Origin of the sequence: Mucilaginibacter panaciglaebae, from assembly GCF_039539265.1 — a bacterium.
In the GTDB taxonomy this organism is placed as follows: domain Bacteria; phylum Bacteroidota; class Bacteroidia; order Sphingobacteriales; family Sphingobacteriaceae; genus Mucilaginibacter; species Mucilaginibacter panaciglaebae.
Map to the genome: position 1 here is coordinate 285319 of NZ_BAABCV010000002.1, position 20921 is coordinate 306239.

At 44.0% G+C, this 20921-nt stretch carries 20 protein-coding genes and 1 tRNA gene; 9 read left to right on the forward strand and 12 right to left on the reverse strand.

The annotated features are described in order from the left end of the window. The first annotated feature begins 69 nt into the window (after positions 1–69). From ABD772_RS03595 to ABD772_RS03610, 4 genes are all read left to right on the forward strand, one after another. On the forward strand, positions 70–570 hold the full coding sequence (locus tag ABD772_RS03595) for a GNAT family N-acetyltransferase (protein ID WP_345101068.1): 501 nt from the start codon (positions 70–72) through the stop codon (positions 568–570). 29 nt (positions 571–599) lie between these two features. Beyond that, entirely contained in the window at positions 600–953 is a 354-nt protein-coding gene (locus tag ABD772_RS03600; RefSeq protein ID WP_345101069.1) for a VOC family protein, read from the forward strand. Between the two features lie 51 nt (positions 954–1004). Further along, positions 1005–2798, forward strand: coding sequence for an ABC transporter ATP-binding protein (locus ABD772_RS03605; RefSeq protein WP_345101070.1), 1794 nt, complete (start codon positions 1005–1007; stop codon positions 2796–2798). Positions 2799–2920: 122 nt separating this feature from the next. Beyond that, the gene (locus ABD772_RS03610; RefSeq protein WP_345101071.1) at positions 2921–3256 is read left to right on the forward strand and encodes a DUF3276 family protein; all 336 of its coding nucleotides are present in this window, start codon (positions 2921–2923) and stop codon (positions 3254–3256) included. An 85-nt stretch (positions 3257–3341) separates the two neighbouring features. On the opposite strand, the gene ABD772_RS03615 is transcribed toward ABD772_RS03610, so the two are convergent. Continuing rightward, positions 3342–3833 carry a DUF5362 family protein gene (locus ABD772_RS03615; protein ID WP_345101072.1) on the reverse strand — a complete coding sequence of 164 codons (492 nt, stop codon included), beginning with the start codon at positions 3831–3833 and terminating at the stop codon, positions 3342–3344. A gap of 56 nt (positions 3834–3889) precedes the next feature. Next, entirely contained in the window at positions 3890–5266 is a 1377-nt protein-coding gene (mgtE, locus tag ABD772_RS03620; RefSeq protein WP_345101073.1) for a magnesium transporter, read from the reverse strand. Between the two features lie 209 nt (positions 5267–5475). On the opposite strand from mgtE, the gene ychF reads away from it, so the two are divergent. Next, positions 5476–6579, forward strand: coding sequence for a redox-regulated ATPase YchF (ychF, locus tag ABD772_RS03625; protein ID WP_345101074.1), 1104 nt, complete (start codon positions 5476–5478; stop codon positions 6577–6579). Positions 6580–6690: 111 nt separating this feature from the next. Here ychF and ABD772_RS03630 read toward each other — a convergent pair whose 3' ends face one another. Beyond that, complete coding sequence (locus tag ABD772_RS03630; protein WP_345101075.1) at positions 6691–7887, reverse strand: metallophosphoesterase; 1197 nt, start codon at positions 7885–7887, stop codon at positions 6691–6693. Positions 7888–8057: 170 nt separating this feature from the next. On the opposite strand from ABD772_RS03630, the gene ABD772_RS03635 reads away from it, so the two are divergent. Further along, positions 8058–8129, forward strand: a tRNA-Arg gene (locus tag ABD772_RS03635). A 237-nt stretch (positions 8130–8366) separates the two neighbouring features. Here the strand turns inward: ABD772_RS03635 and ABD772_RS03640 are convergent. From ABD772_RS03640 to ABD772_RS03660, 5 genes are all read right to left on the reverse strand, one after another. Continuing rightward, on the reverse strand, positions 8367–9218 hold the full coding sequence (locus ABD772_RS03640; RefSeq protein ID WP_345101076.1) for an aldo/keto reductase: 852 nt from the start codon (positions 9216–9218) through the stop codon (positions 8367–8369). Between the two features lie 113 nt (positions 9219–9331). After that, on the reverse strand, positions 9332–10132 hold the full coding sequence (locus tag ABD772_RS03645; RefSeq protein WP_345101077.1) for an aminoglycoside phosphotransferase family protein: 801 nt from the start codon (positions 10130–10132) through the stop codon (positions 9332–9334). 123 nt (positions 10133–10255) lie between these two features. After that, on the reverse strand, positions 10256–10978 hold the full coding sequence (locus ABD772_RS03650; RefSeq protein ID WP_345101078.1) for a GNAT family N-acetyltransferase: 723 nt from the start codon (positions 10976–10978) through the stop codon (positions 10256–10258). Positions 10979–11060: 82 nt separating this feature from the next. Continuing rightward, positions 11061–11531, reverse strand: a complete 471-nt coding sequence (locus ABD772_RS03655) for a YciI family protein (protein WP_345101079.1) — start codon at positions 11529–11531, stop codon at positions 11061–11063. Between the two features lie 70 nt (positions 11532–11601). After that, entirely contained in the window at positions 11602–14286 is a 2685-nt protein-coding gene (locus ABD772_RS03660; RefSeq protein ID WP_345101080.1) for a family 78 glycoside hydrolase catalytic domain, read from the reverse strand. A gap of 320 nt (positions 14287–14606) precedes the next feature. Here ABD772_RS03660 and ABD772_RS03665 point away from each other — a divergent pair, with 320 nt between their 5' ends. The 3 genes from ABD772_RS03665 (at position 14607) to ABD772_RS03675 (ending at position 17541) form a co-directional block, all read left to right on the forward strand. Continuing rightward, positions 14607–15749 (forward strand): DUF6515 family protein, encoded by a 1143-nt coding sequence (locus tag ABD772_RS03665; protein WP_345101081.1) that lies wholly within the window; start codon positions 14607–14609, stop codon positions 15747–15749. A 148-nt stretch (positions 15750–15897) separates the two neighbouring features. After that, entirely contained in the window at positions 15898–16740 is an 843-nt protein-coding gene (locus tag ABD772_RS03670) for an oxidoreductase (protein ID WP_345101082.1), read from the forward strand. A 6-nt stretch (positions 16741–16746) separates the two neighbouring features. After that, positions 16747–17541 (forward strand): SDR family NAD(P)-dependent oxidoreductase, encoded by a 795-nt coding sequence (locus ABD772_RS03675; protein WP_345101083.1) that lies wholly within the window; start codon positions 16747–16749, stop codon positions 17539–17541. A 9-nt stretch (positions 17542–17550) separates the two neighbouring features. On the opposite strand, the gene ABD772_RS03680 is transcribed toward ABD772_RS03675, so the two are convergent. Genes ABD772_RS03680 through ABD772_RS03695 form a run of 4 tightly spaced genes read right to left on the reverse strand, consistent with a single transcriptional unit; the run spans position 17551 to position 20888 of the window. Further along, a complete protein-coding gene (locus ABD772_RS03680; RefSeq protein WP_345101084.1) occupies positions 17551–17817 on the reverse strand; it encodes a UBP-type zinc finger domain-containing protein in 267 nt (88 codons plus the stop codon). A 3-nt stretch (positions 17818–17820) separates the two neighbouring features. Further along, entirely contained in the window at positions 17821–18207 is a 387-nt protein-coding gene (locus ABD772_RS03685; protein WP_345101085.1) for a group III truncated hemoglobin, read from the reverse strand. Between the two features lies 1 nt (position 18208). Next, the gene (locus ABD772_RS03690; protein WP_345101086.1) at positions 18209–19570 is read right to left on the reverse strand and encodes a sensor histidine kinase; all 1362 of its coding nucleotides are present in this window, start codon (positions 19568–19570) and stop codon (positions 18209–18211) included. Positions 19571–19628: 58 nt separating this feature from the next. Beyond that, entirely contained in the window at positions 19629–20888 is a 1260-nt protein-coding gene (locus tag ABD772_RS03695; RefSeq protein ID WP_345101087.1) for a BamA/TamA family outer membrane protein, read from the reverse strand. Between the last annotated feature and the right edge of the window lie 33 nt (positions 20889–20921).

Below are 20921 nucleotides of genomic sequence, written 5' to 3' on the forward strand. Positions count from 1 at the left end.
ATGCCAATAACGATGAACAATAACTTCAATATTCAGAATGATTATTCGATATTTACTTAGTTTTGAATTATGAGCATCATCACCCAAACCCCGCGGATGATCATCCGCGAATTCCAGCCTGACGAATTGGACGTGTATCTCAATCATTTCAAAGACGAAAGGGTAACACTTCATATCCCGAAACGTACACGTGACGAACGTACTACGATATTTAATATCGCCCGAAACCAATATAATGACACCAAGACCCGCGGCATATGGGGTATGTTTGATGCCGGTACCGGCGACTTCATTGGCAGCTGCCTGCTGCGGCCATTTAATGAAAAGCAGGACATAATGGAACTTGGCTACAGCATGGAGCAAAGATATTGGGGCCAGGGTTTCGGTACCGAAATGGCAGTCGCAATAATTGAACGTGGATTCAGTGATACTAAAGTTTCAGAAATCGTAGCAGTTACTACTTTTGAAAACCATGCCTCGCAACGGGTTTTGGCAAAGGCAGGACTTGTACGCGACGGTAATTTACGTCGAGGTGACGAAGACCTCGCGTTTTTCAGTCTAAAACGTTAATGATTAACCTCCTGCTTTATTTCAAGACTATGAAAAAGACAAAATTAGCACAACCTGTACCACAATTGCCTGTGGCAGACGTGGAAATGGCTCAACTATATTATAAAGACGTTTTAGGTTTCGATATTTCGTGGATTTACCCCGATAGGTCTATCGGGGCAGTAGCGCGAGAAGGAATAAGTATTTTCTTTGCCCGTGCAGATGAACCCATCATCCCAAATATACATTGGATGTTTGCCGACGATATCGACCTAAGCTACGCCGAATTTAAGGGCAGGGGCGCACAAATAATCGACGACATTGAAAACAAACCCTGGAATATGAAGCAATTTGCCATTAGCGATTTAAATGGTCATATTTTTTATATTCATCATGACCTGTAAATCAAAAAAAGTATTTTTGCTTACCGGGCGTTCGCGCAACGGGTTTTATTCATGAAAGATCTTGCTTATCTAAATAAGTTTTTTGTTAAATACCGCTGGCGGCTGTTACCCGGGGTGCTGTTTGTTATCATATCTAACATCTTCAGTGTGCTGCCCGCCCAGGTTATCCGAGTAGCGTTAGACCTGGTAACGGAGAACATTGGCGTTTACCACCTTTTCGCGGGATTTAGCCGGCAGAGTATGGTGTATGATATCTTTGGTGCAAGTTTATTGCTGTTTGGTATTGTCGTATTAGTGCTATCACTTATCAGGGGTTTGTTTTTATTTTTTATGCGGCAAACTATTATCCTGATGTCGCGGCATATTGAGTACGATTTAAAGAACGAGATCTACAACCACTATCAAGACCTGTCGCTGGCCTTTTACCGGCGCCACAACACCGGCGATTTAATGAACCGTGTTACTGAGGATGTAAGCCGTGTACGCATGTACTTAGGTCCGGGTATTATGTATACCATCAATACCGTGGTGCTATTTATACTGGTGATTTACGCCATGCTTACCGTTAATGTAAGGCTGGCTATATTTTCAGTATTGCCCATGCCCATACTGGCGGTAATTATTTATTACGTCAACAATGTTATCAATTTTCGGAGCGAAAAGATACAGGAGCGCCTGTCTGCCCTTTCGAGTTTTGTACAGGAGAATTTTTCGGGCATCCGCATTATGAAATCGTACGTGCGCGAAAACCATGTACGTGAGAAATTTGCCATCGAAAGCGATGATTACAAAACCCATTCCATGGCGCTGGTTAAGGTGCAGGCTGCCTTCTACCCGTTGATGCTGTTTTTGGTAGGATTTAGTAATGTGATCACCATTTATATTGGCGGCGTTGAGGTAATGAAGGGAAATATTACGCCCGGTAACATTGCCGAGTTTTTGGTTTATTTAAACCAGCTTACTTTCCCGGTTATGGCTTTGGGTTGGGTTACTTCATTGATACAACGCGCGGCCGCTTCGCAAAAACGTATCAATGAGTTTCTGCATGAAAAGCCCGATATCGTTTCGCCAGACGTACCTGCCCGTACCATCAATGGGTTAATTGAATTTAATAATGTGTCTTTTGTTTACCCGGATACCGGCATTCAGGCTTTAAAAAATGTGACCTTTACGGCTAACCCGGGCGAGATGGTAGCTATTATTGGCCGTACCGGCTCGGGTAAGTCAACCATAGCTAATTTATTACTGCGGATGTATGATACCACCGGCGGCGAGATATTGATAGACCAGCAGCCGATAAAACGGCTTAACCTGGAAAGCTATCGCTCACAAATTGGTTTTGTGCCGCAAGAGGTTTTCTTGTTCTCAGACACAATTGCCAATAACATAGCTTTCAGTGCTGATGCGCTGGATATGCCAAAGGTTGAACAGGCCGCCAGAGATGCGGCTGTATATAGCAATATCATCGAGTTGGAAAAAGGCTTTGAAACGTTGATTGGCGAACGCGGTATCACCTTATCCGGCGGACAAAAGCAGCGTGTATCTATTGCGCGGGCCATAGTTAAACATCCGCAGATATTGATTTTTGACGACTGCCTGTCGGCTGTTGATACACGCACTGAGGAAGAGATATTGCATAATCTGGGACGTATCATGCAGGGGAAAACAAATATCATTATCGCTCACCGTATATCAACCATAAAAAACGCCGATAAAATTTTGGTACTGGATAACGGCGAAATTATTGAGCAAGGCAATCATCAACAACTCATGCAACAACAGGGAACATATTTTGAACTGTATGAAAAACAATTACTTGAAGAAGAAGAATTATCGGGCAACTAAAAAATATTAACACTTTATACTTAATTCAATAAAAAAAGCTAATAATATTTGTTTTAATACTTGTGGTTTAAAAAATTATTTATATTTATGCCTAACAAAACTAAACTACAACAATACTAAGCATGGGAGATTTTGACAACAGAGAGCGCGAAGAGGTTTTTTCAAAGAAAGTCAGAGCGGGAAAAAGGACTTATTTTTTTGATGTAAAAGCTACACGGTCAAACGACTATTATGTAACTATTACTGAAAGCAAGAAAAGATTAGAGGACGGCGTTTTTATCAAACACAAAATATTTTTGTACAAAGAAGATTTTGAAAAATTTATCGAAGGCCTGAACGGAACTATCGACTACATCAAAGAGCATCAGGAAGTTGTTGAAAAACGTTATGAGTACAGTGATTCGCCCGAAACTGCCAGAGCTACTGCCGATGATGATTTCTCTTTCGAGAATTTATAATAAGCACCAATTAAACCTTTATTATAAACCTAAAGCAAAGCCCCGCCTACCCGGCAGGGCTTTTTTTGCTTCAATTGTTTTAATATTAATAGCCTGTGGCCATATGTGACATGTGCGATGTGAAAATGATGACACCGATAAGAATGAATACATATAGGATCATAATGACGATGGTGGCGATGCCAACAAGCTTAAAAACCGATTTCAGCTTATTTAAACCGTCAGTAACTACGGCAGAGCTGCCAAAAGCAACACCTTCCCTCACCCTGGCACCAAACTGATAAGTGTAAAGCGACACGAAAAAATAAAATATGGCTATCAGAATATAAAAGAATGTCAGAAATCCTCCAGGAGCCATGGCCATCCTGCCGGCCGGTGAGAAGCCTGTTAAAGCTGACATGATTGTGCCAATAAATAAAGCACATAAAACTACAAGCCCGGTACCAATAAAGCCGAGTATGCCCAAAAACCTGGCCCATTTGCCGGCAATAACCAGGTATGATTGTGCATCCTGTAATAAAACGATTCCCTGCGGTTGTGCAGGAGTGTTTGGTTGGTTGGTAAAAGTCTCTTCCATTGTTTAAGATTTAAGTTCTAGATAATTGATTTAGTTCCTTAAATCTAAACAATAATTTATTTAACCAAAAGATTGCTCATAATAATTACTGCGATGCTGAAATAAATGATCAGACCGGTAACATCAACCAGGGTAGCAACAAATGGTGCAGACGAGGTTGCCGGGTCGGCACCCAGCCTCTTTAATAATAATGGAAGCATTGACCCGGCTAATGATCCCCATAGCACTACCCCAACCAACGATACGCCGACTGTAAATGCTACTAACAACCAATGCGGACCATAAATATTGCTAAACTCGCTCCATAGCGCTATCCGTAAAAAGCCTATAGTACCCAGGGCAACGCCCAGCATCAATCCAGATATGATTTCGCGGCGCATAACCCGCCACCAGTCGGCCACAGTGATTTCGCCAAGGGCCATGGCCTGTATAATTAAAGTCGAAGCTTGCGACCCGCTGTTACCTCCACTGGATATAATGAGTGGAATAAACAAGGCCAGTACCACGGCCTTTTCAATTTCGACCTGGAAATAACCCATTGCGGTTGCGGTCAACATCTCGCCTAAAAACAGCACAATAAGCCAGCCCACACGCTTTTTAACTAAAGTAAACAGGTTGATATCCAGATACGGCTCGTCCAAAGCTTCAGTACCGCCAATTTTCTGAATGTCCTCAGTATACTCTTCATTAGCTATCCAAAGAATGTCGTCTACCGTAACAATGCCTAAAAGCACATTCTGGTCATCAGTGACCGGCAGCGCCGTACGGTTATTCATCCTGAATATATTAATAGCTTCCTCTTGCGGGTCGGTAGCTTTCAGAGATATCAGCCTGCCATCCATTAACTGACTGATCTTGGTATCAGGGTCAACCAATAAAATCTCACGAATACGGATATCATCCAACAAAACCCCTCTGTCGCCTAAAACATAAATAACATCAATGGTCTCCGAGTTCTTGCCATATTGCCGAATATGTGCCAATACCCGGTTAACATCCCAGCTTTTTTTGACAGCGATATAATCGGGCGTCATCAAACGGCCAACGCTGTCTTCCTCATAACCCAACAAGGACAAAGCTTCTTTACGGTCGGCCGGCGACAGGTGAACAATGAGCGCTTTTACCGCATCGCCATGCAGCTCGCCAAAAAACGCAGTACGGTCATCGGGTGGCAGCTCAGTTATAATTTCGACCGTCTTTTTCCCTGAAAGTTTTTTGATGATGCGCTCCTGGGTAGGAAAATCAAGGATCCTGAACACATTTACCGCGCGGTTAAGCGACAACGTCTCTATAAAACGGGGGCCATATTGCGGAAGTTCATCTATCAGTTCTTCAACGTCTGATATATTAAGGTTGTTTAGGTATTCGCCAAGTTGTTGCTCGTTATTTTGCTCCAGCAACAACTCAATTTGTTCAACCATTTCTTCCATCATAGGCGTATGTTTTTACATGGGTTTACCGTCTCTGTTTTCTTGCTGCAAAAGTCGTTTATTTTTTCAAATTATAAGGCAGTATTTTCTGTTATCTTTGCAGCCCTCCCAACCCTCGCCGGTACGGAGGGCTTTAATAATGTTTATTAGTTTCACTTTAAAATAAAATAATTAAGTCTCGCCCGGTTGGGGGAAACTTAGAGGGGGCTTATATGGCTTTACAATGTGGTATAGTAGGTTTGCCTAATGTCGGGAAATCAACTCTTTTTAATTGCTTATCAAACGCTAAGGCGCAGGCGGCTAACTTTCCGTTTTGCACTATTGAGCCAAATGTAGGTGTAATAACCGTACCAGACGAGCGGCTAACCAAACTGGTAGAGATTGTTAATCCGAAATCCATCGTGCCTAATACTATTGAAATTGTTGATATTGCCGGCCTGGTAAAAGGTGCCAGCAAAGGCGAAGGTTTGGGTAACCAGTTTTTGGGGAATATACGCGCTACTAATGCCATTTTGCACGTTTTACGGTGTTTTGACAATGACAATGTTATTCACGTTGACGGCAGCGTCGATCCGCTGCGCGATAAAGAGATTATCGATACCGAGCTGCAACTGAAAGACCTGGAAAGTATCGACAAAAAGATACAGAAGGTTGAAAAAATGGCCAAAACCGGCGGCGACAAAGAAGCTAAGAAAACTTTCGAAGTATTGACGGTGGTTAAAGAGCATTTGCTAACGGGTAAATCTGCCCGCACCGCCCCTATTGCCGAAGAAGACCAGGAATATATAGCCGACCTTTTCCTGCTTACTGCCAAACCGGTGCTTTATGTTTGTAATGTAGACGAAGGTTCAGTAAATACCGGGAACGCTTATGTTGAAAAGGTAAAAGAAGCGGTAAAGGGTGAGAACGCCGGTGTGCTGGTCATATCGGCACAAATTGAAGCGGAGATTGCCGAACTGGAATCGTTCGAGGAACGCGAAATGTTTTTGAACGATATGGGACTGACAGAGTCGGGCGTTAACAAGCTGATCAAAGCCGCCTACAAGCTGCTTAACCTGGCTACTTACTTTACAGCCGGTGTACAGGAAGTTCGTGCATGGACTATAACCCAGGGCTTTACCGCACCGCAGGCAGCGGGCGTTATCCACACCGATTTTGAGAAAGGATTTATCCGCGCCGAGGTTATTAAGTATGATGATTTTGTAAAATACAACGGCTCTGAAGCCGCCATTAAGGAAGCCGGCAAATTAGGTGTCGAAGGTAAGAGTTATGTGGTGGAAGATGGGGATATTATGCATTTCAGGTTTAACGTGTAGGTTGCTACGCTTTAGATCAAAGAATCAAGAGCCAGGAGCCCAGATAATAAAACTATCTTGGTTCCTGGCTCTTGTTGTTTAAACCCGATTAGTTTAAACCTGTACTTAGTATTAGCTCTTATTTCTTGGTTCCTGGCTCTTGCGAAGCGTCAGCACCGTAATCTCCGGCCATATGCCTACCCTGCCTTTCAGGCCCAGGAAACCGAAACCTCGGTTAACATAGAGGTATCTGTCTTTTTGCTTATACAAGCCTGCCCATTGCTTGTAAACGTATTTTATAGGGCTCCATTTAAAGCCAAAGAGTTCAATGCCGAACTGTGCACCGTGAGTGTGCCCGGACAACGTCAGATGGATATGTTTTAAGTGGTTCAGCGTCTTGGCTTCCCAGTGCGATGGGTCGTGCGACATGAGGATTTTAAACTGGTCGTCAGGGACATTGGCTGCGGCCTTTTCCAGGTCGCCATATTTGTGAAAACCACCTTTGCCCCAATTCTCTACACCGATAAGAGTGATAGTCTGCCCCTCTTTAGTGATAGTCACTGCTTCGTCCAGTAATAAACGGAAACCAATCTGCTTATGTACATTTTTAAGGCTAATGAGGTTGGCGGCTTTCAGAGCTTTGTTATCCCATTGGGTATAGTCGCCATAGTCATGGTTACCCAGTACCGAATACTTGCCCAGCCGAGCCTGTAAACGCGAGAAGGCAGAAATCCATGGATGCATTTCTGACGCTTTGTTATTAACCAGGTCGCCGGTGAACAGGATAACATCGCTGTGCTGGGCATTTACCAGATCGATACCTTTGTTAACGCCCTTCTCGCTTGTAAAACTACCAGCGTGAATGTCTGAAAGTTGGGTCAGCGTAAAGCCATCAAATGCCTCAGGCAAGTCGGGGAAATACAGCGTATGCCTGTGTACGGTATAGTGGTGTCGCCCACGGGTTAATCCGAATAACAATCCTAAGAACGGGATAACCGCCACTATTAAAGCCAGCTCGCTCACCCAAATGCTGCGCGGCGGAAAACCGCTGAAGGCACGGACCACATCCTCAATCAACAAAACAGGCGTACCCAATATCTTAGGTACAGCCGATAACAGCATCAGTGCCATCACCCAGGACATAGCCCTTGGAGCCGCGCCTCTTTTACGGCCAAATATGGTAAAGACAACGCCGGCCACTATCAATATATCAACCAACCAATAGGCCCAATGCCAGGCGGGATTAGCGGTCAGCGTGCTGACTGCTGTAAAGAAATAAACATCGGCAAACAGCCAAAGTATCAATATGTACAGAACTCTTTTTCTCATTATACAAATGGCAGACGATCAGCCTGCCAAAACATTTTAAACTATTTTGAATATGGCGGCAAAAGTACTAAAAACCTGTATGACGATAAGTTGTTTGACAGATGTTTACATTTAACAGGCAATTAACCGCTGTGGTCAAAGCAATTTTATATATTTGCCGACACAATACTGCTCCCGTAGTTCAATGGATAGAATTATGGTTTCCGGTACCATCGATATGAGTTCGAATCTCGTCGGGAGCACTTTTGAGAAAGCCTTTGGGACTTAACCGAAGGCTTTTTTATTGTGAAAGTGTTCCACTTAAAAAGTGAAACACCTGAAACACTATTTTGTTATAAACTACTAAAAATGAGTAATTTAACAAAACAGAGTGAAACACTTTGGAACAGTAAAAAGATTGCAACCTAAATAACCATTTGTATTACAGCAATTTATGTTTTTTTTGACTTTTTGACCAAATAAGATGGAACACCTTATTATCAATTATTCAGTTTTCGCTCACCAAGCCATTTTACCATTTTGGGGTCGCGATGATCAAAGAAGGCCCTGGTATTGCTGTCCAGCGTTTTTATTATTTCCATTTCTTGAGCAGTCAATTGAAAATCGAGACTATTAAGGTTCTCTGCCATTCTTTCCTTGCGGACCGATTTTGGAATTGCTACTATGTTTCTTTGTGTAAGCCAGCGAAGAATGACCTGGGCAATTGATTTGTTATATTTTTCACCGATAGATTTTAACAGTTCATTATGAAAGATATTGTTCTTTCCTTCGGCAAAAGGTCCCCATGATTCAATCTGAACATTGTTCTCGGTCATGAATTGATGCGCCTCATGTTGCTGATGGAAGGGATGAGTTTCAACCTGGTTAACAGCCGGAACAATTTCATTATGAATAATAAGATCCATAAGCCTGTCAGGATAAAAGTTGCTGACACCAATAGCTCTTATCTTGCCCTCTTTATATAGTTCTTCCAAAGCACGCCATTCGCCGTACACATCTCCATAGGGTTGATGGATAAGATATAAATCCAGATAATCCAATTGCAGTTTTTTTAATGATTTTTCAAATGCCCTTTTAGCCTCGTCATAGCCATTGGATTTAATAAATAATTTGGTAGTGATGAATAATTCTTCCCTTGCAACGCCGCTGGCTTTGATAGCCCGGCCCACAGCTTCTTCATTCATATACGATTCTGCCGTGTCGATAAGCCGGTAGCCTGTTTCAATAGCATCAATAACGCTTCTTTCACATTCGGCCAGGTCTGTCACCTGGAAAACACCGAACCCAAGGATCGGCATTTCCACTCCGTTATTTAGTTTAACTGTTCCCATAGTGTATCATGGTGCAAAATTGATGCCTTTATTAATTAACCCGTAAGCCATTTTGAGAGGCTGCAGATTTTGTCAGTAACACCCTAAGTGAAACACCTTTTTTTAGATACCAGTTAGCAGCGTTGTATTGCCATTGCCGCTATTGCCAGCGTACGATCTGCAGAGATATTGTCCTGAAGTGCCCAGGCGGCTGAAAGGCCGCCCCATGCCGCAATCCACCGCAGGAGCTTGCCACGCTGAAGCCCTGTTACTGCACATACCGTTTCCAGGCGGCGCTCAAATCTTTCTTGCTCAATCAAAATATCCCATGGATTGTAAAACAGGTTAGCATACTCAAAATAACGGTCACCAATTAAGCCTTTTGGATCGATAGCTAACCACCCATGGTTATCGAAATACAAGACATTTCCGTGATGGATATCACCATGCAGCAAAGTTTGCCCGCCAGTTTCATCCAAAAGTTGTTGGCTGATGGCATAACAAGCCTGAAAAGTGCCACCCGCCAGTGAAGCGGCAACGGCGAGCTGCCTGAACCAAACTTGCAGGGGCACCGCGTCAAAAGAAATTACTTTCGGGAAGTTATGAAGATTGTTAATCGCCTGGCAAAGAATCGTTGTAGCTTTCTCATCCTGCCCGGTTTGGGACATTTTAATGAGCGAAGGCTCGGACAGCGCCCTTTCCATGACGATTGCATTATCGTGGCTGCGTAAAACAGGTGCTGCGCCATGACCCCGCCAAAAGGCCATCAACCGGTTACCACGTTGTTCCTCTGTTGCGCAGGCAATTTTGAGCATCGCAGGTTTACTATCACAAATCACAGGCTGAAGCAAGCTGGAATGCGTAACAATGATTTCCCCATCGGCTTTCAAGCACCAAAAGCGCCGGTAATAATCCACTACTTCTAAATTGATCATGGTTCAATGTGCATCTTCTGACACCTGTGGTAGCAACGCCAACAATGGCCAGCGATAAAGTACACGCGACTGGCGTTCGCAACCCCGGAATTAGCTTTATGCTGTAGTTTACAAACGCTATCGCTATTTAAATTCGCCAATCAATATATGACCGCATATCCGCATACCGGCTTTTAATAAGGTAGCCTTCGAAGCTTTGTTGTTAATATTGCATCGTGCGGCCGGAACACGGTTTAGGCGGTAAGCTTCCTTTTTCAGTTCCTGGGTAATGAGGCTGCCAAAGCCTTGTTGCCTTTTATTTTCCTTTACTTCATAATACATATCTATGTACGGAAAATTGTAGTTCCACACATAACCACCATCGGCAACAACTTCACCGTTATGCTCAATAACATATCGGTCTTCGCCTTCTTTTGATTCATCTCTTCTGAATATTGTACCTTGAATTTCAAAATTAGTTTCAAAATCCGCTTCAAACAAAATTGCTTCGGCATAAATGTTCTTGGTATATTCAAACAAGATACCGGCAAGCTGTGTATCATTGCTTTGACATTCAATAAACGGAGCTCCCGAAACCTGCTGAAATTCAGGAAATACCTTATCAGTAAATTTCCGGAACGGCTTTAAGAGATAATATTCAAAGATTGCATCCCTGTCTGCACGGTTATTTTTACCCCAAACCGAACCATAACCAATTGGCGTTTCGTCAATAGTAAAAAGATACGTGTCTGCCCAACCGGCACCATGGCATTTATTATACACAAACTGAAAACGGCTTTCAGCCAGAAACAGATCGCGAAACGGCTGAACCTGGGCAAGAGATGTTTTAATTATTTTTAATTTCATCGCTAATTTATTTTCAGTCCTCCGCTTGTATGAACTTCAGGCAAAATAGGATTATAGATATGGGCCATCTACTACCAACTACCTATTCTGCCGGGCTTTTCTTAGCGATCTTTTTATGAATACCCGCAACTTCCTGTAATGCAGCCGAGCAATAAAACGGACGTAGTTCCATAGCCAGCACGCCGGCTTTTATGGCCGGGTCGGTTTCGGTCAGTGCCCTGGCTTCTTCAATGGTAGCCACGTTGAAAATAAAGATACCTTCTATCGGCTGGTCGTCCATAAATGGCCCGGCAACTACCAGTTTACCTTCGTCAGCCAACCTCATAATGTTTTTCAGGTGACCTTTTTGTATAAATGCCAGTTGCGCGTTGTCTGTTATGTTGACCGGGCCGGTTTTTAAAAAAGCCATAATATATTTGTGCATGCCGTATTCGTCGGCACCCAGTTTTTTGGCCAGGGCGGCATCATAGCCTTGATTAGCTTTGGTGGCATCCTGCGCATGAGCGCCAATAAATATTGCGCTCAATAAAAAGGTGAAGAGGGTCTTGATCATGATGCAGGGGTTTAATCAAATATAATTAAATCCTTATATAATTTTACCATTACAAATTTCGCCCTACCCCTCACATTTCAAACCTATATACTCCTGATCCAAGTTCCACGGCATACTTATCATTCCATTTTTTTGTGAGGACGCTTTTGCCGGAAACATCGGCGAGTTTGGTTTTATGATCGGGCAAAACGAAGGTTGCCGTAGCATTTGCCGGAATTTCGATCAGCACCTCCAGATTGCCGTTTTTATTCTTTTTCCACTCCGAGCGTATTTGACCGTATAAGCTATTATAAGCCGATTTGCAGTACGTTAACCCGCCTTCAGGTTTGGGCGCAATGATGAAATGTTGCAAACCGGGATGCGATTCGTCAGGTTTAATACCGCCTATAGCCGAATAAAACCATTCTACCACGCTTCCAAACATGGGGTGGGTATGCGAACCGCTTCCATTCCACGACTCCCACAACGTGCTGTTTTTATCATTCAACAGGTATCCAAATCCGGGCGCAGTTTTTTGATCCATGAGCTTATAGGCAATATCGTCGCGGTTATTTTCAGAAAGCACTTTTAGCAGCAGCGGCGTACCCAATATCCCGGTATCAAAATGATAATTGAGTTTTTGCAGATGATTAAGCAAAGAATTAAAAACAGCGTCATAATTTTCCTTCGGTACCAAACCAAAAGCTAATGTCAAAACATCAGCGCCCTGCCTGCCCTGCCAATAGGTTTGGGTTGAGGGATTGTACCAGGCTTTATTAAAATTAGTTTTGATTTGCTGCGCAATGGTTTCAAATTTTGCCACGTCTTCGGGCTTACCCAACACCTGTGCTACCTTGCTCATTAAATCAGCCACATGATAAAAATAAGCCGTATTTACCAACGGCTCGGGCAATTGTATCCTGTCAGGCGTACACCAGTCGCCCAGGCACCATCCTTTAGGCTCTTCGTGGCTTATTAAACCGTTTTCGTCGGTGCGGGTTTGCAGATACTCTACCCACTGTTTCATGCCATCATAATGTTGTTTGAGCAACTGAGTATCGCCATAGTAATTAAAGTATAACCAGGGCATGATCACATAAGCCGATCCCCAGGCCGGCCCGCCCCCACCGCCGCCAAATGGCGCCGTATGGGTAACAAAACCCGTCTTTTTATTACGGGCATCGTCCATATCATTAAACCATTTGCGATAAAATTGCGGCATGTTGAATGTCAGCACAGCGCTCTCCATAGCCACCTGGCCGTCGCCGGTATAACCCAGCCTCTCGCGGTGCGGGCAGTCGCTGCTCAGGCTGCCATGCAGATTAGCTTTTTGCGTCTTTAAATAGGCTGCATATATTTTATTAAACAAGGGGTTTGAGCATTCAAAACTTCCGTTGGGTTGTACATTTGTATGCACATCTTTTATTGTGATACTTTCGGCATCGAATGGCACCTGGCCAGACGTAACCTCTATTTTGCGAAAAGCATGCCAGGTAAACCGGGGTTCCCATGTTTCTGTAGGGCCACCTTTTAAAACATAGCTATCTTGTTGCCCGTAATCCTCTCCTTCTTCGCTTATATACCTGATCTTAACCCTACTGCCCCCTGCACCATTAACTTTAATAGCAGCCCAACCGGCAACGGTTTCATCCAAATGATACACGTATACAGAATCATTCAGTTTGCCGTCAAAAGCAGGTTTCAGGCTACGCACAACTTTATCAAATGGCGCCAGTTGCGGGTGCAAGGCACCGGCAGGCGGTTTCATCATGATTGCAGGTTTCCATTGACTATCATGGTAACCGGGCTTGTTCCAGTCGCCTAATTCCAACCGGGCATCGTATTTCTCTCCGGTAAAAATACCGTCTTTAAGCAAAGGCCCGGTAGTTGTTTTCCATGATTTATCCGAACAGATCATTTCGGTTGTTCCGTCCGCATATTGCAGTTCTAACTGGAAGATCAACTTGGGTACATCATACCACATAGTGCCTTCGACGGTTCTGTCACGTTGATTATACCAGCCATTACCCAACAATATGCCGATGGCGTTCTGTTTTTGGAGTATATTGCCCGTGACATCGAAAGTATTATACAGTACCCTTTGCGTAGATTGATCGTCATAAGGGTAAAGCAATTTTTTAAGCGGACGCCTGTCATAATTAGTGACTGCAGGCGCCAATACCTGGTCGCCAATTTTTTTGCCGTTTATAGATAGTTCATAAAAACCTAAGCCGCATACATAAACTGTAGCGCGCTTTAACTTTTTTTTGATGGCAAAATTTTTACGAAAAAATGGCGCCGGATAAGTTACCGCCGAGTCTGGATAAGGATCGGCCAGGGAGCCTATCCATCCCGCCTTCCAGTCTGACGCTTGTAATAACCCCATCGACCACAGGGCGCTACTGCTCCAGTTTGAAGGCTGATTCTTTTCGTCCCAAACCATCACTTTCCAGTACAGCTTTTTCCGAGATGTCAGGGGTTTCCCCTGATAAATGATCTGCGTAGAATTAGATGAATGAACGATCTTACTGTCCCAGTAGTCGCCTTTATTTTGCGCTAACAAGGCGGTGCTGCTGGCTACTATTAGGTGATATGCACTTTGGCCTTTACCGTGGTTAGCAGACGCCAATTGCCAGCTTAACGCCGGATGCTGGCTTTCAACGGCAGTTGGGTTTGATAGATATTCGCATTTAAGACCGATTACGTCAACATTCGGCGACTTACAAATACCAGCGTGAAAAAGGAATAAAGTTAGAAAAGTAAAGAGCATTTTCATTGATGATAAGTTTGATGAGCAATGTACGATTTTTCAGGTGAGTGGGAACGGTGAGCGGGAAGGTGAGAGTGGAATGGATTGCATTGCTATCCGAAGCTGCAAATTTTCGATAGCGATATTAAATGAAACCCAATTTGTTGCGTATGGAGAGGCGATGTATTGGGTCTCTACTCATTCTCCACCATTTACTACTCACCACTTTATTGTCAACCAATGGTAAAGTTGGACTGCTTTTTGAATATATATTTTAGCCGGGTTAAACCTGTGGCATTTTTTTAGTCTATATGAATGACAGCGACAGTAAGCTGGATAAACAAATTATGAAAAGGATATCGAAATATTTAACATTAACAGGCTTAAGCGGATTGCTATGCTTGTTTTTAGCCATCCCTGCTGACGCACAACGCGGGGGCGGTCACGCTGGTGACGGAGGTGGATTTCATGGTGGTGGTGGCGGTTCACATAGCAGTGGCGGTGGCTTTTCGCGCGGCGGCGGTGGCTTTTCGGGCGGCCGTTCGTCTGGCAGTTTCTCTTCTCCGCGGAGTGGTTTTAGTCGTCCTCAAGGCACTTTCTCTTCTCCGAGAAGCAATAATAGTTTCAGCTCACCAAGAACTAATAGTTTTTCATCTCCAAGAACCAATGCTTTCAGCAGCCCGGGGTATCGTGGTAGTGAACATGCCAGAGTAACCAGTCCAACTTTCAGAAGGGGTGGTGTAGGCTCAACTTATCGTGGTGGTTACGGTTCAATACGTGGCGGTTATTACCGTGGCGGACGTTATTATCCGGGTGGTTATGGCCGCTCTTATGGTCGTTCTTACGCCTACCGTTACAGCCCCTGGGCATCTCATTACGGTTATTACTACAACCGCGGCTTTTATGGCCGCCTGTACTATCCCCGATTAGGTTTTAGCCTTGGTGTATTGCCTTATGGTTATTATCCATTTTGGTGGAATGATTTACAGTTTTACTATAGCAGTGGTTACTTCTATCAATACGATAACGGGCAGTACACTGTAGTTGAGCCTCCTATCGGCGCGGCGGTTAACAGCTTGCCGGGTAATGCGCAATCTATCGTGATCAATGGCCAGCAATATTATGAAGCCAATGGTGTTTATTATACGCCAGTTACCAAAGATGATGGTACTGTAGTTTATCAGGTTGCAGGTAAAGATGGCCAACTGGAAACAGGCTCGCCAGATCAGGGTAGTTATGCTCCGGATGACCAGGGCTATTCAGACGGTGGCGGCCAGGTTGCCCCTCCCGCAGGCGGTCAGTCTGCTGTAGCAATGCCCGAGATTGGCGACATATTTTATAGTTTGCCATCTGACAGCCGTAAAATAAAAATAGCCGGGCAAGTTTACTATGTATCCCCTGATGATTTTTACTATCAAAAAATTCAAGACTCTGACGGCAAAACCGCTTATAAAGTAATGGGGACACCAGATAATGCTCCCGGCGAATAAGTCTTAATAGTTAATAATTTCAAATAAGGGTGGGCGCCGGTTAGGTGCACGCCCTTTTTATTTATGTTGAAGATTTAAAAACACAAGCATGACAAACAATTCTGGCCTATGATGTTACTTTGATTAACATTAAATCCTTTGATAACTCATGAGTAAAGTTTGGTTAATAACAGGTTGTTCAACCGGCTTCGGTCGCGAACTGGCTAAAGAAGTACTGCAGGCAGGCTACCGTGCCGGCGTAGCTTCGCGCAATGTTGATGATGTTAAAGACATCATAGCAGAATATCCGGATACCGCCATTGCTGTCAAACTGGATGTAACAGATCAGGCACAGATACAATCGGCAGTAAAGCAAGTTAATGAAAAATTTGGGCAGATAGATGTGCTGGTAAATAATGCCGGCATCGGCTATTTTGGCGCCATTGAAGAGAGCGAAGAACATGAAGTGCGCCGCATGTTCGAGATCAATTTCTGGGGCCTGGCTCATGTAACTAACGAGGTGTTGCCGCTAATGCGTGCTAAACGCAGCGGACACGTTATCAATATAGCTTCCATTGGTGGTTTGGTAGGCTTTCCCGGCGTTGGCTTTTATAATGCTACCAAGTTTGCCGTCGACGGCTATTCTGAGGCACTAGCTAAAGAAACCGCTCCGCTGGGCATCAAGGTTACTGTCGTCAATCCAAGCGGCTTCCGTACCGACTGGGCAGGCCGTTCAGCTAATAACAGTAATGTCAGCATAGCTGATTATAAAGAAACCGCCGAGGCTAACAAGCAAGCTATTCGCGGCTATTCAGGCAAACAACCCGGCGATCCGGTTCGGGCAGCCAAAGCTATTGTTAAGGCGGTTGAGGCTGAAAATCCGCCATTGCATTTATTATTAGGCGTAGCTGCGTTAAAAGGCGCACGCAACAAGCTGGAAGTATTGAAAAAAGATTTTGACGCCTGGGAAGAAACAACCGTTGGCGCAGATTTCCCTCAGGACGAACAATAATTACCTATGGACCTACAACTAAAAGATAAACTGGCACTGATTACCGGCTCAACCGCGGGCATTGGCTACGCCATAGCTAAACAACTGGCCAATGAGGGCGCTAAAGTTATTGTAAACGGACGCACACAGCAACGTGTTGATGGTGCGGTTAAAAGCATCATTGAAGCAACAGGTAACCAGGAAGTAAAAGGCTTCATTGCCGACTTTAGCGACAAAGAGCAAGTAGCTAACTTAATTGCGCAACTACCCGAGGTTGACATTTTGATCAATAACGTAGCCATATTTGAGCCTAAAGCATTTGCCGACATAAGCGATGAGGATTGGCTGAGGTTTTATGAGATCAATGTATTGAGCGGTATCAGATTATCAAGAGTTTATTTCGATAAAATGTTGAAGAAGAATTGGGGCCGTATCATCTTTATTTCAAGCGAATCTGCGGTGCAGATCCCCGAGGAAATGATCCATTATGGCATGACCAAAACCGCACAGATAGCCATAGCACGGGGTTTAGCCGAGTTAACCAAAGGAACCAATGTTACCGTAAACTCGGTGCTGCCGGGGCCTACCTTGTCTGAGGGTGTGGGTGGTTTCATTGAGAACCTGGCAAGAGATCAGCATAAAACCATTGAACAGATCGAGGCCGATTTTTTTAAAACCATGCGGCCGACATCTATTATCCAGCGTTTTCTGACTACGGATGAGGTTGCTAATACGGTTACCTATTTGTCAAGCCCATTGGCTGCAGCTACTAATGGCGCAACGGTACGTGCTGAGGGTGGTTTGTTGAAGGGGGCATTTTAAACCGGATTCTTAATATCCCGCAAAAACTTCGTCCTTAAAGCACCAAAACCATTGCTCGCCCGGTTCGGCAGATATGATGACAGGGTGTCCTGTGGCATGAAAATGTTTGGTCATATGTTTCTGCGGCGAGCTATCGCAGCACAGGGTAATACCACAGGTTTGGCAGGTGCGTAAGTGCACCCAGCTACCTCCAGCTTTAACACATTCTTCGCAAACGTAAGCCCCAGCCTGTTTAAGTTCTGTTATTTCGCGGATATGTTGGCAGGTATCTTCCATCGCCTATAAAATATTAAACGGATTATTACGAACGTGGTTTATCTTGGCTTCAAACATTTCGGCCATTTTACCGGCGCGCCATTTCGCTTCTTCGGCTTTAAGGCCGGTAAACAGTTCATCTACCGTTTGATTAAACAGACTGAGCCACGTGGCAAAATGCTCATGCCCTACAGGCAGCTTTGCATGCGGCGGGAACGGACTTCCCAAATAAGTATGCTCTTCCAATAAAACGGTTTGCCAAAAGCGGTACATCTTTTCCAAATGGTGCGGCCACTGATCCTTTATCCGCTCATTGAATATGGGTGCCAGCAGTTCATTATCGCGTACGCGTTCGTAAAAGGTGTTTACCAGCAATTTGATATCGTCTAATGTCAAAATCTCGGTAGCCATATTATGATTTTGTTTCTGTACTGTTATGGCGTACAGCCGTCATATGGATGGTAAAAGTAGTTCCCTTCTTTTCTGTACTCACCACTTCAATACTGCCACCATGTTTCTCTACTATCTGCTTAACAATACTCAGGCCAAGTCCTACAGATTCTTCACCACGCAAGCCTCTGCGGCTGGCTCTCGAGAAACGGTCAAATATATAAGGCAGCAAACTATCCGGAATACCCATACCAAAATCCTTGATATCAATAAATATCTGCCCGGCATCGTCTACCCGCAACCTTACCTCAACATGATCGCTGTCGCCTGAGAATTTAACCGCATTACTGATCAGGTTATCCATAACGCGCTCCATCTTCTCGGCATTGATATGGGTATAGATGGGTTTGTTAGTACCATAATAAAGGATATTAGTATGACCGGTTTTATTTTTGGCCCACTCGTCTACAATTTTCAGCAGGTACTGGTTAAGTTCAACCTCTTCAATATCAAATACATTGTCTTTGTCGTTGTGTGCCGTTTCAATAAGGTCGTTGATGATAGAAGTAGCCTTGTCGCAAGACATTTTGATCATTTGCACATTTTCCTGGTTATCCTCATTTATCGTGCGGTCGTCCTCCATAATGCTGGCCAACACGCGTATAGCAGTAAGCGGATTACGCAGATCGTGCGCTACTATGCCTAATATTTCATTTTTAAGCCGGCTCGCTGTTTCTATCTCAACGTTCTTTTCTTCGATGGCTTTTAGTTTCAGATAGTTGTCTGCACGGTATGAAAACGAAAATCTTGATATGCAATAAAACACGGTAAGTATCACCACTGACGCCAGATTATTCATAATGATCTCGCTGGTACCCTCCTGATAATAAGGCAGCATGTAGTAAAAACACACACCGGCAGCCGCCACAAGTATTATGGTTTCAAAAAACTCAAACGTAAAAAACACGCCGGCTACCACAATACCTACAAGATACATCAACATCGTATTGCGGGGATTATGCATAGCAAAAAAGGTGGCCCGCATACCAGAAAAGATAATAAACAGCCCGAAAAGGAGCACAAGCAATTGGCTTAGCAGCAGTTTTGGTTTGCCGCGTTCACATTGCGTTATCAATACTATGCTTAATATGCAAAATACAGGGGTTACTATAGATGAAAAGATATTAGCATTGTTAAACTCGTCATAATGTTTAATACTTTGTGTAGGTACATCATAAGCAGTTACAATGAGTCGCAAAGAAATATTTAACAGGAAATAAATCAGACTGATGATCTTAACTGTTTTTAGATTTTGCAGCGTGCTGTAGCTTCTAAAAACAGCGCGATAAACAGAGTTGATCCTTGTGAAAAAATGAACGCGCATTTTAAGTAATTGGCTTAGCTAATATAATGATTAATGTATATACATGTTGCATCATCTATTAAAATGCTTCGCCTACATCAATAAACAATCCCCGCGAACCCTGCGTACCAAAGCCGTAATCTAATGAAATATTGGTTTTTGATACTTTATTGATCTTTATACGCAGCCCCGGACCAAAGCCGGGCTGTATGGCCTGCAACCGGGTGCCCTGGGCTGCCGAGAAGGTTTCGGCATTAACAAACAATACGCCGCCTATCAAGCCGTTGCCGGTTATCCTGAAGCGATATTCGGCCTCGCCGTAAAACATTTGTGCACCACGGAAACGCCCCTGGATATACCCCCTGCCCGTAGCCGAGTTCGAATCCCACGAAATGCTGGGTAAATCAAGATAGCCGGGCGAACCATTTAATATTACCCAATCAAAATTCCATAATGCCAGGACGTTCTCTGAATTAGCCGGCAATTTAAAATATTTCCGGGCGTCAATCATCAGCGATTGCCACCTGGTAGAACTGCCCAGTCGTTTTGCTGCATCGCGATATTGTAAAGAGACAAAGGCGCCACTTGAGGCATTGAGGCCATTATCCCGCGAATCGTACAAAGTGCTCACCGTAAAACCTGATGCTACCGACCGCGACGCTTTGCCGTACAGCAAATAATCGGATATTGTACCGTTTAAATTGCCCTTGTCAGTGATATTGTAATGCCTGTCAAACATGTAACCTATGCCCGCATAAAAGTTACCGCTCAATCTGCGATAGGCTGTTTCATACAGGCGCAAAAACTTATAGTCCATAGGGTCTTCGTTTGCCATTTTTGAACTGCTGCCTAACCCGAAAGTACTCTGCGGATATTTATAAAAACGAAAATCGCCAAGGAAATTATAATGATTGTCTTTGCTCCAGATGCTGGTTTGCACCGGTATGCTGAACTGTTTGTTTTGCGTATAGGACGTACTGGCCACAACTGTTGAAACCCTCGAATCAGGACCTGTGCGAAAAGCCACATTACCCGAAAGTACAATAGCAAGCCTTGATACCAGGGTATAACCAATAGCCGGCACTACAGATACTACAGGTTTTGAAGTTACAGAATCGTAGGCGGGCTTAGCATTTTTATCAATCAGCCGGCCTATTACCTCATATAAGTCTGTTTGTGGTTCGCCTTTGTGCGAAAGCACCAGGGTATCCTGTTTGGGCTTCTTTGCAGCGCTATCGGTGTGTATTTTGACGATAGGAATTTCGCGGTTTTGCTGTGCAAACAGCTGCTTACCAAGCAATAGTAAAGATAAAATACAAAGGCTATAACGTAGTCTCATTCGATATACGCCATTTTTTAGGGCAGATGGCGT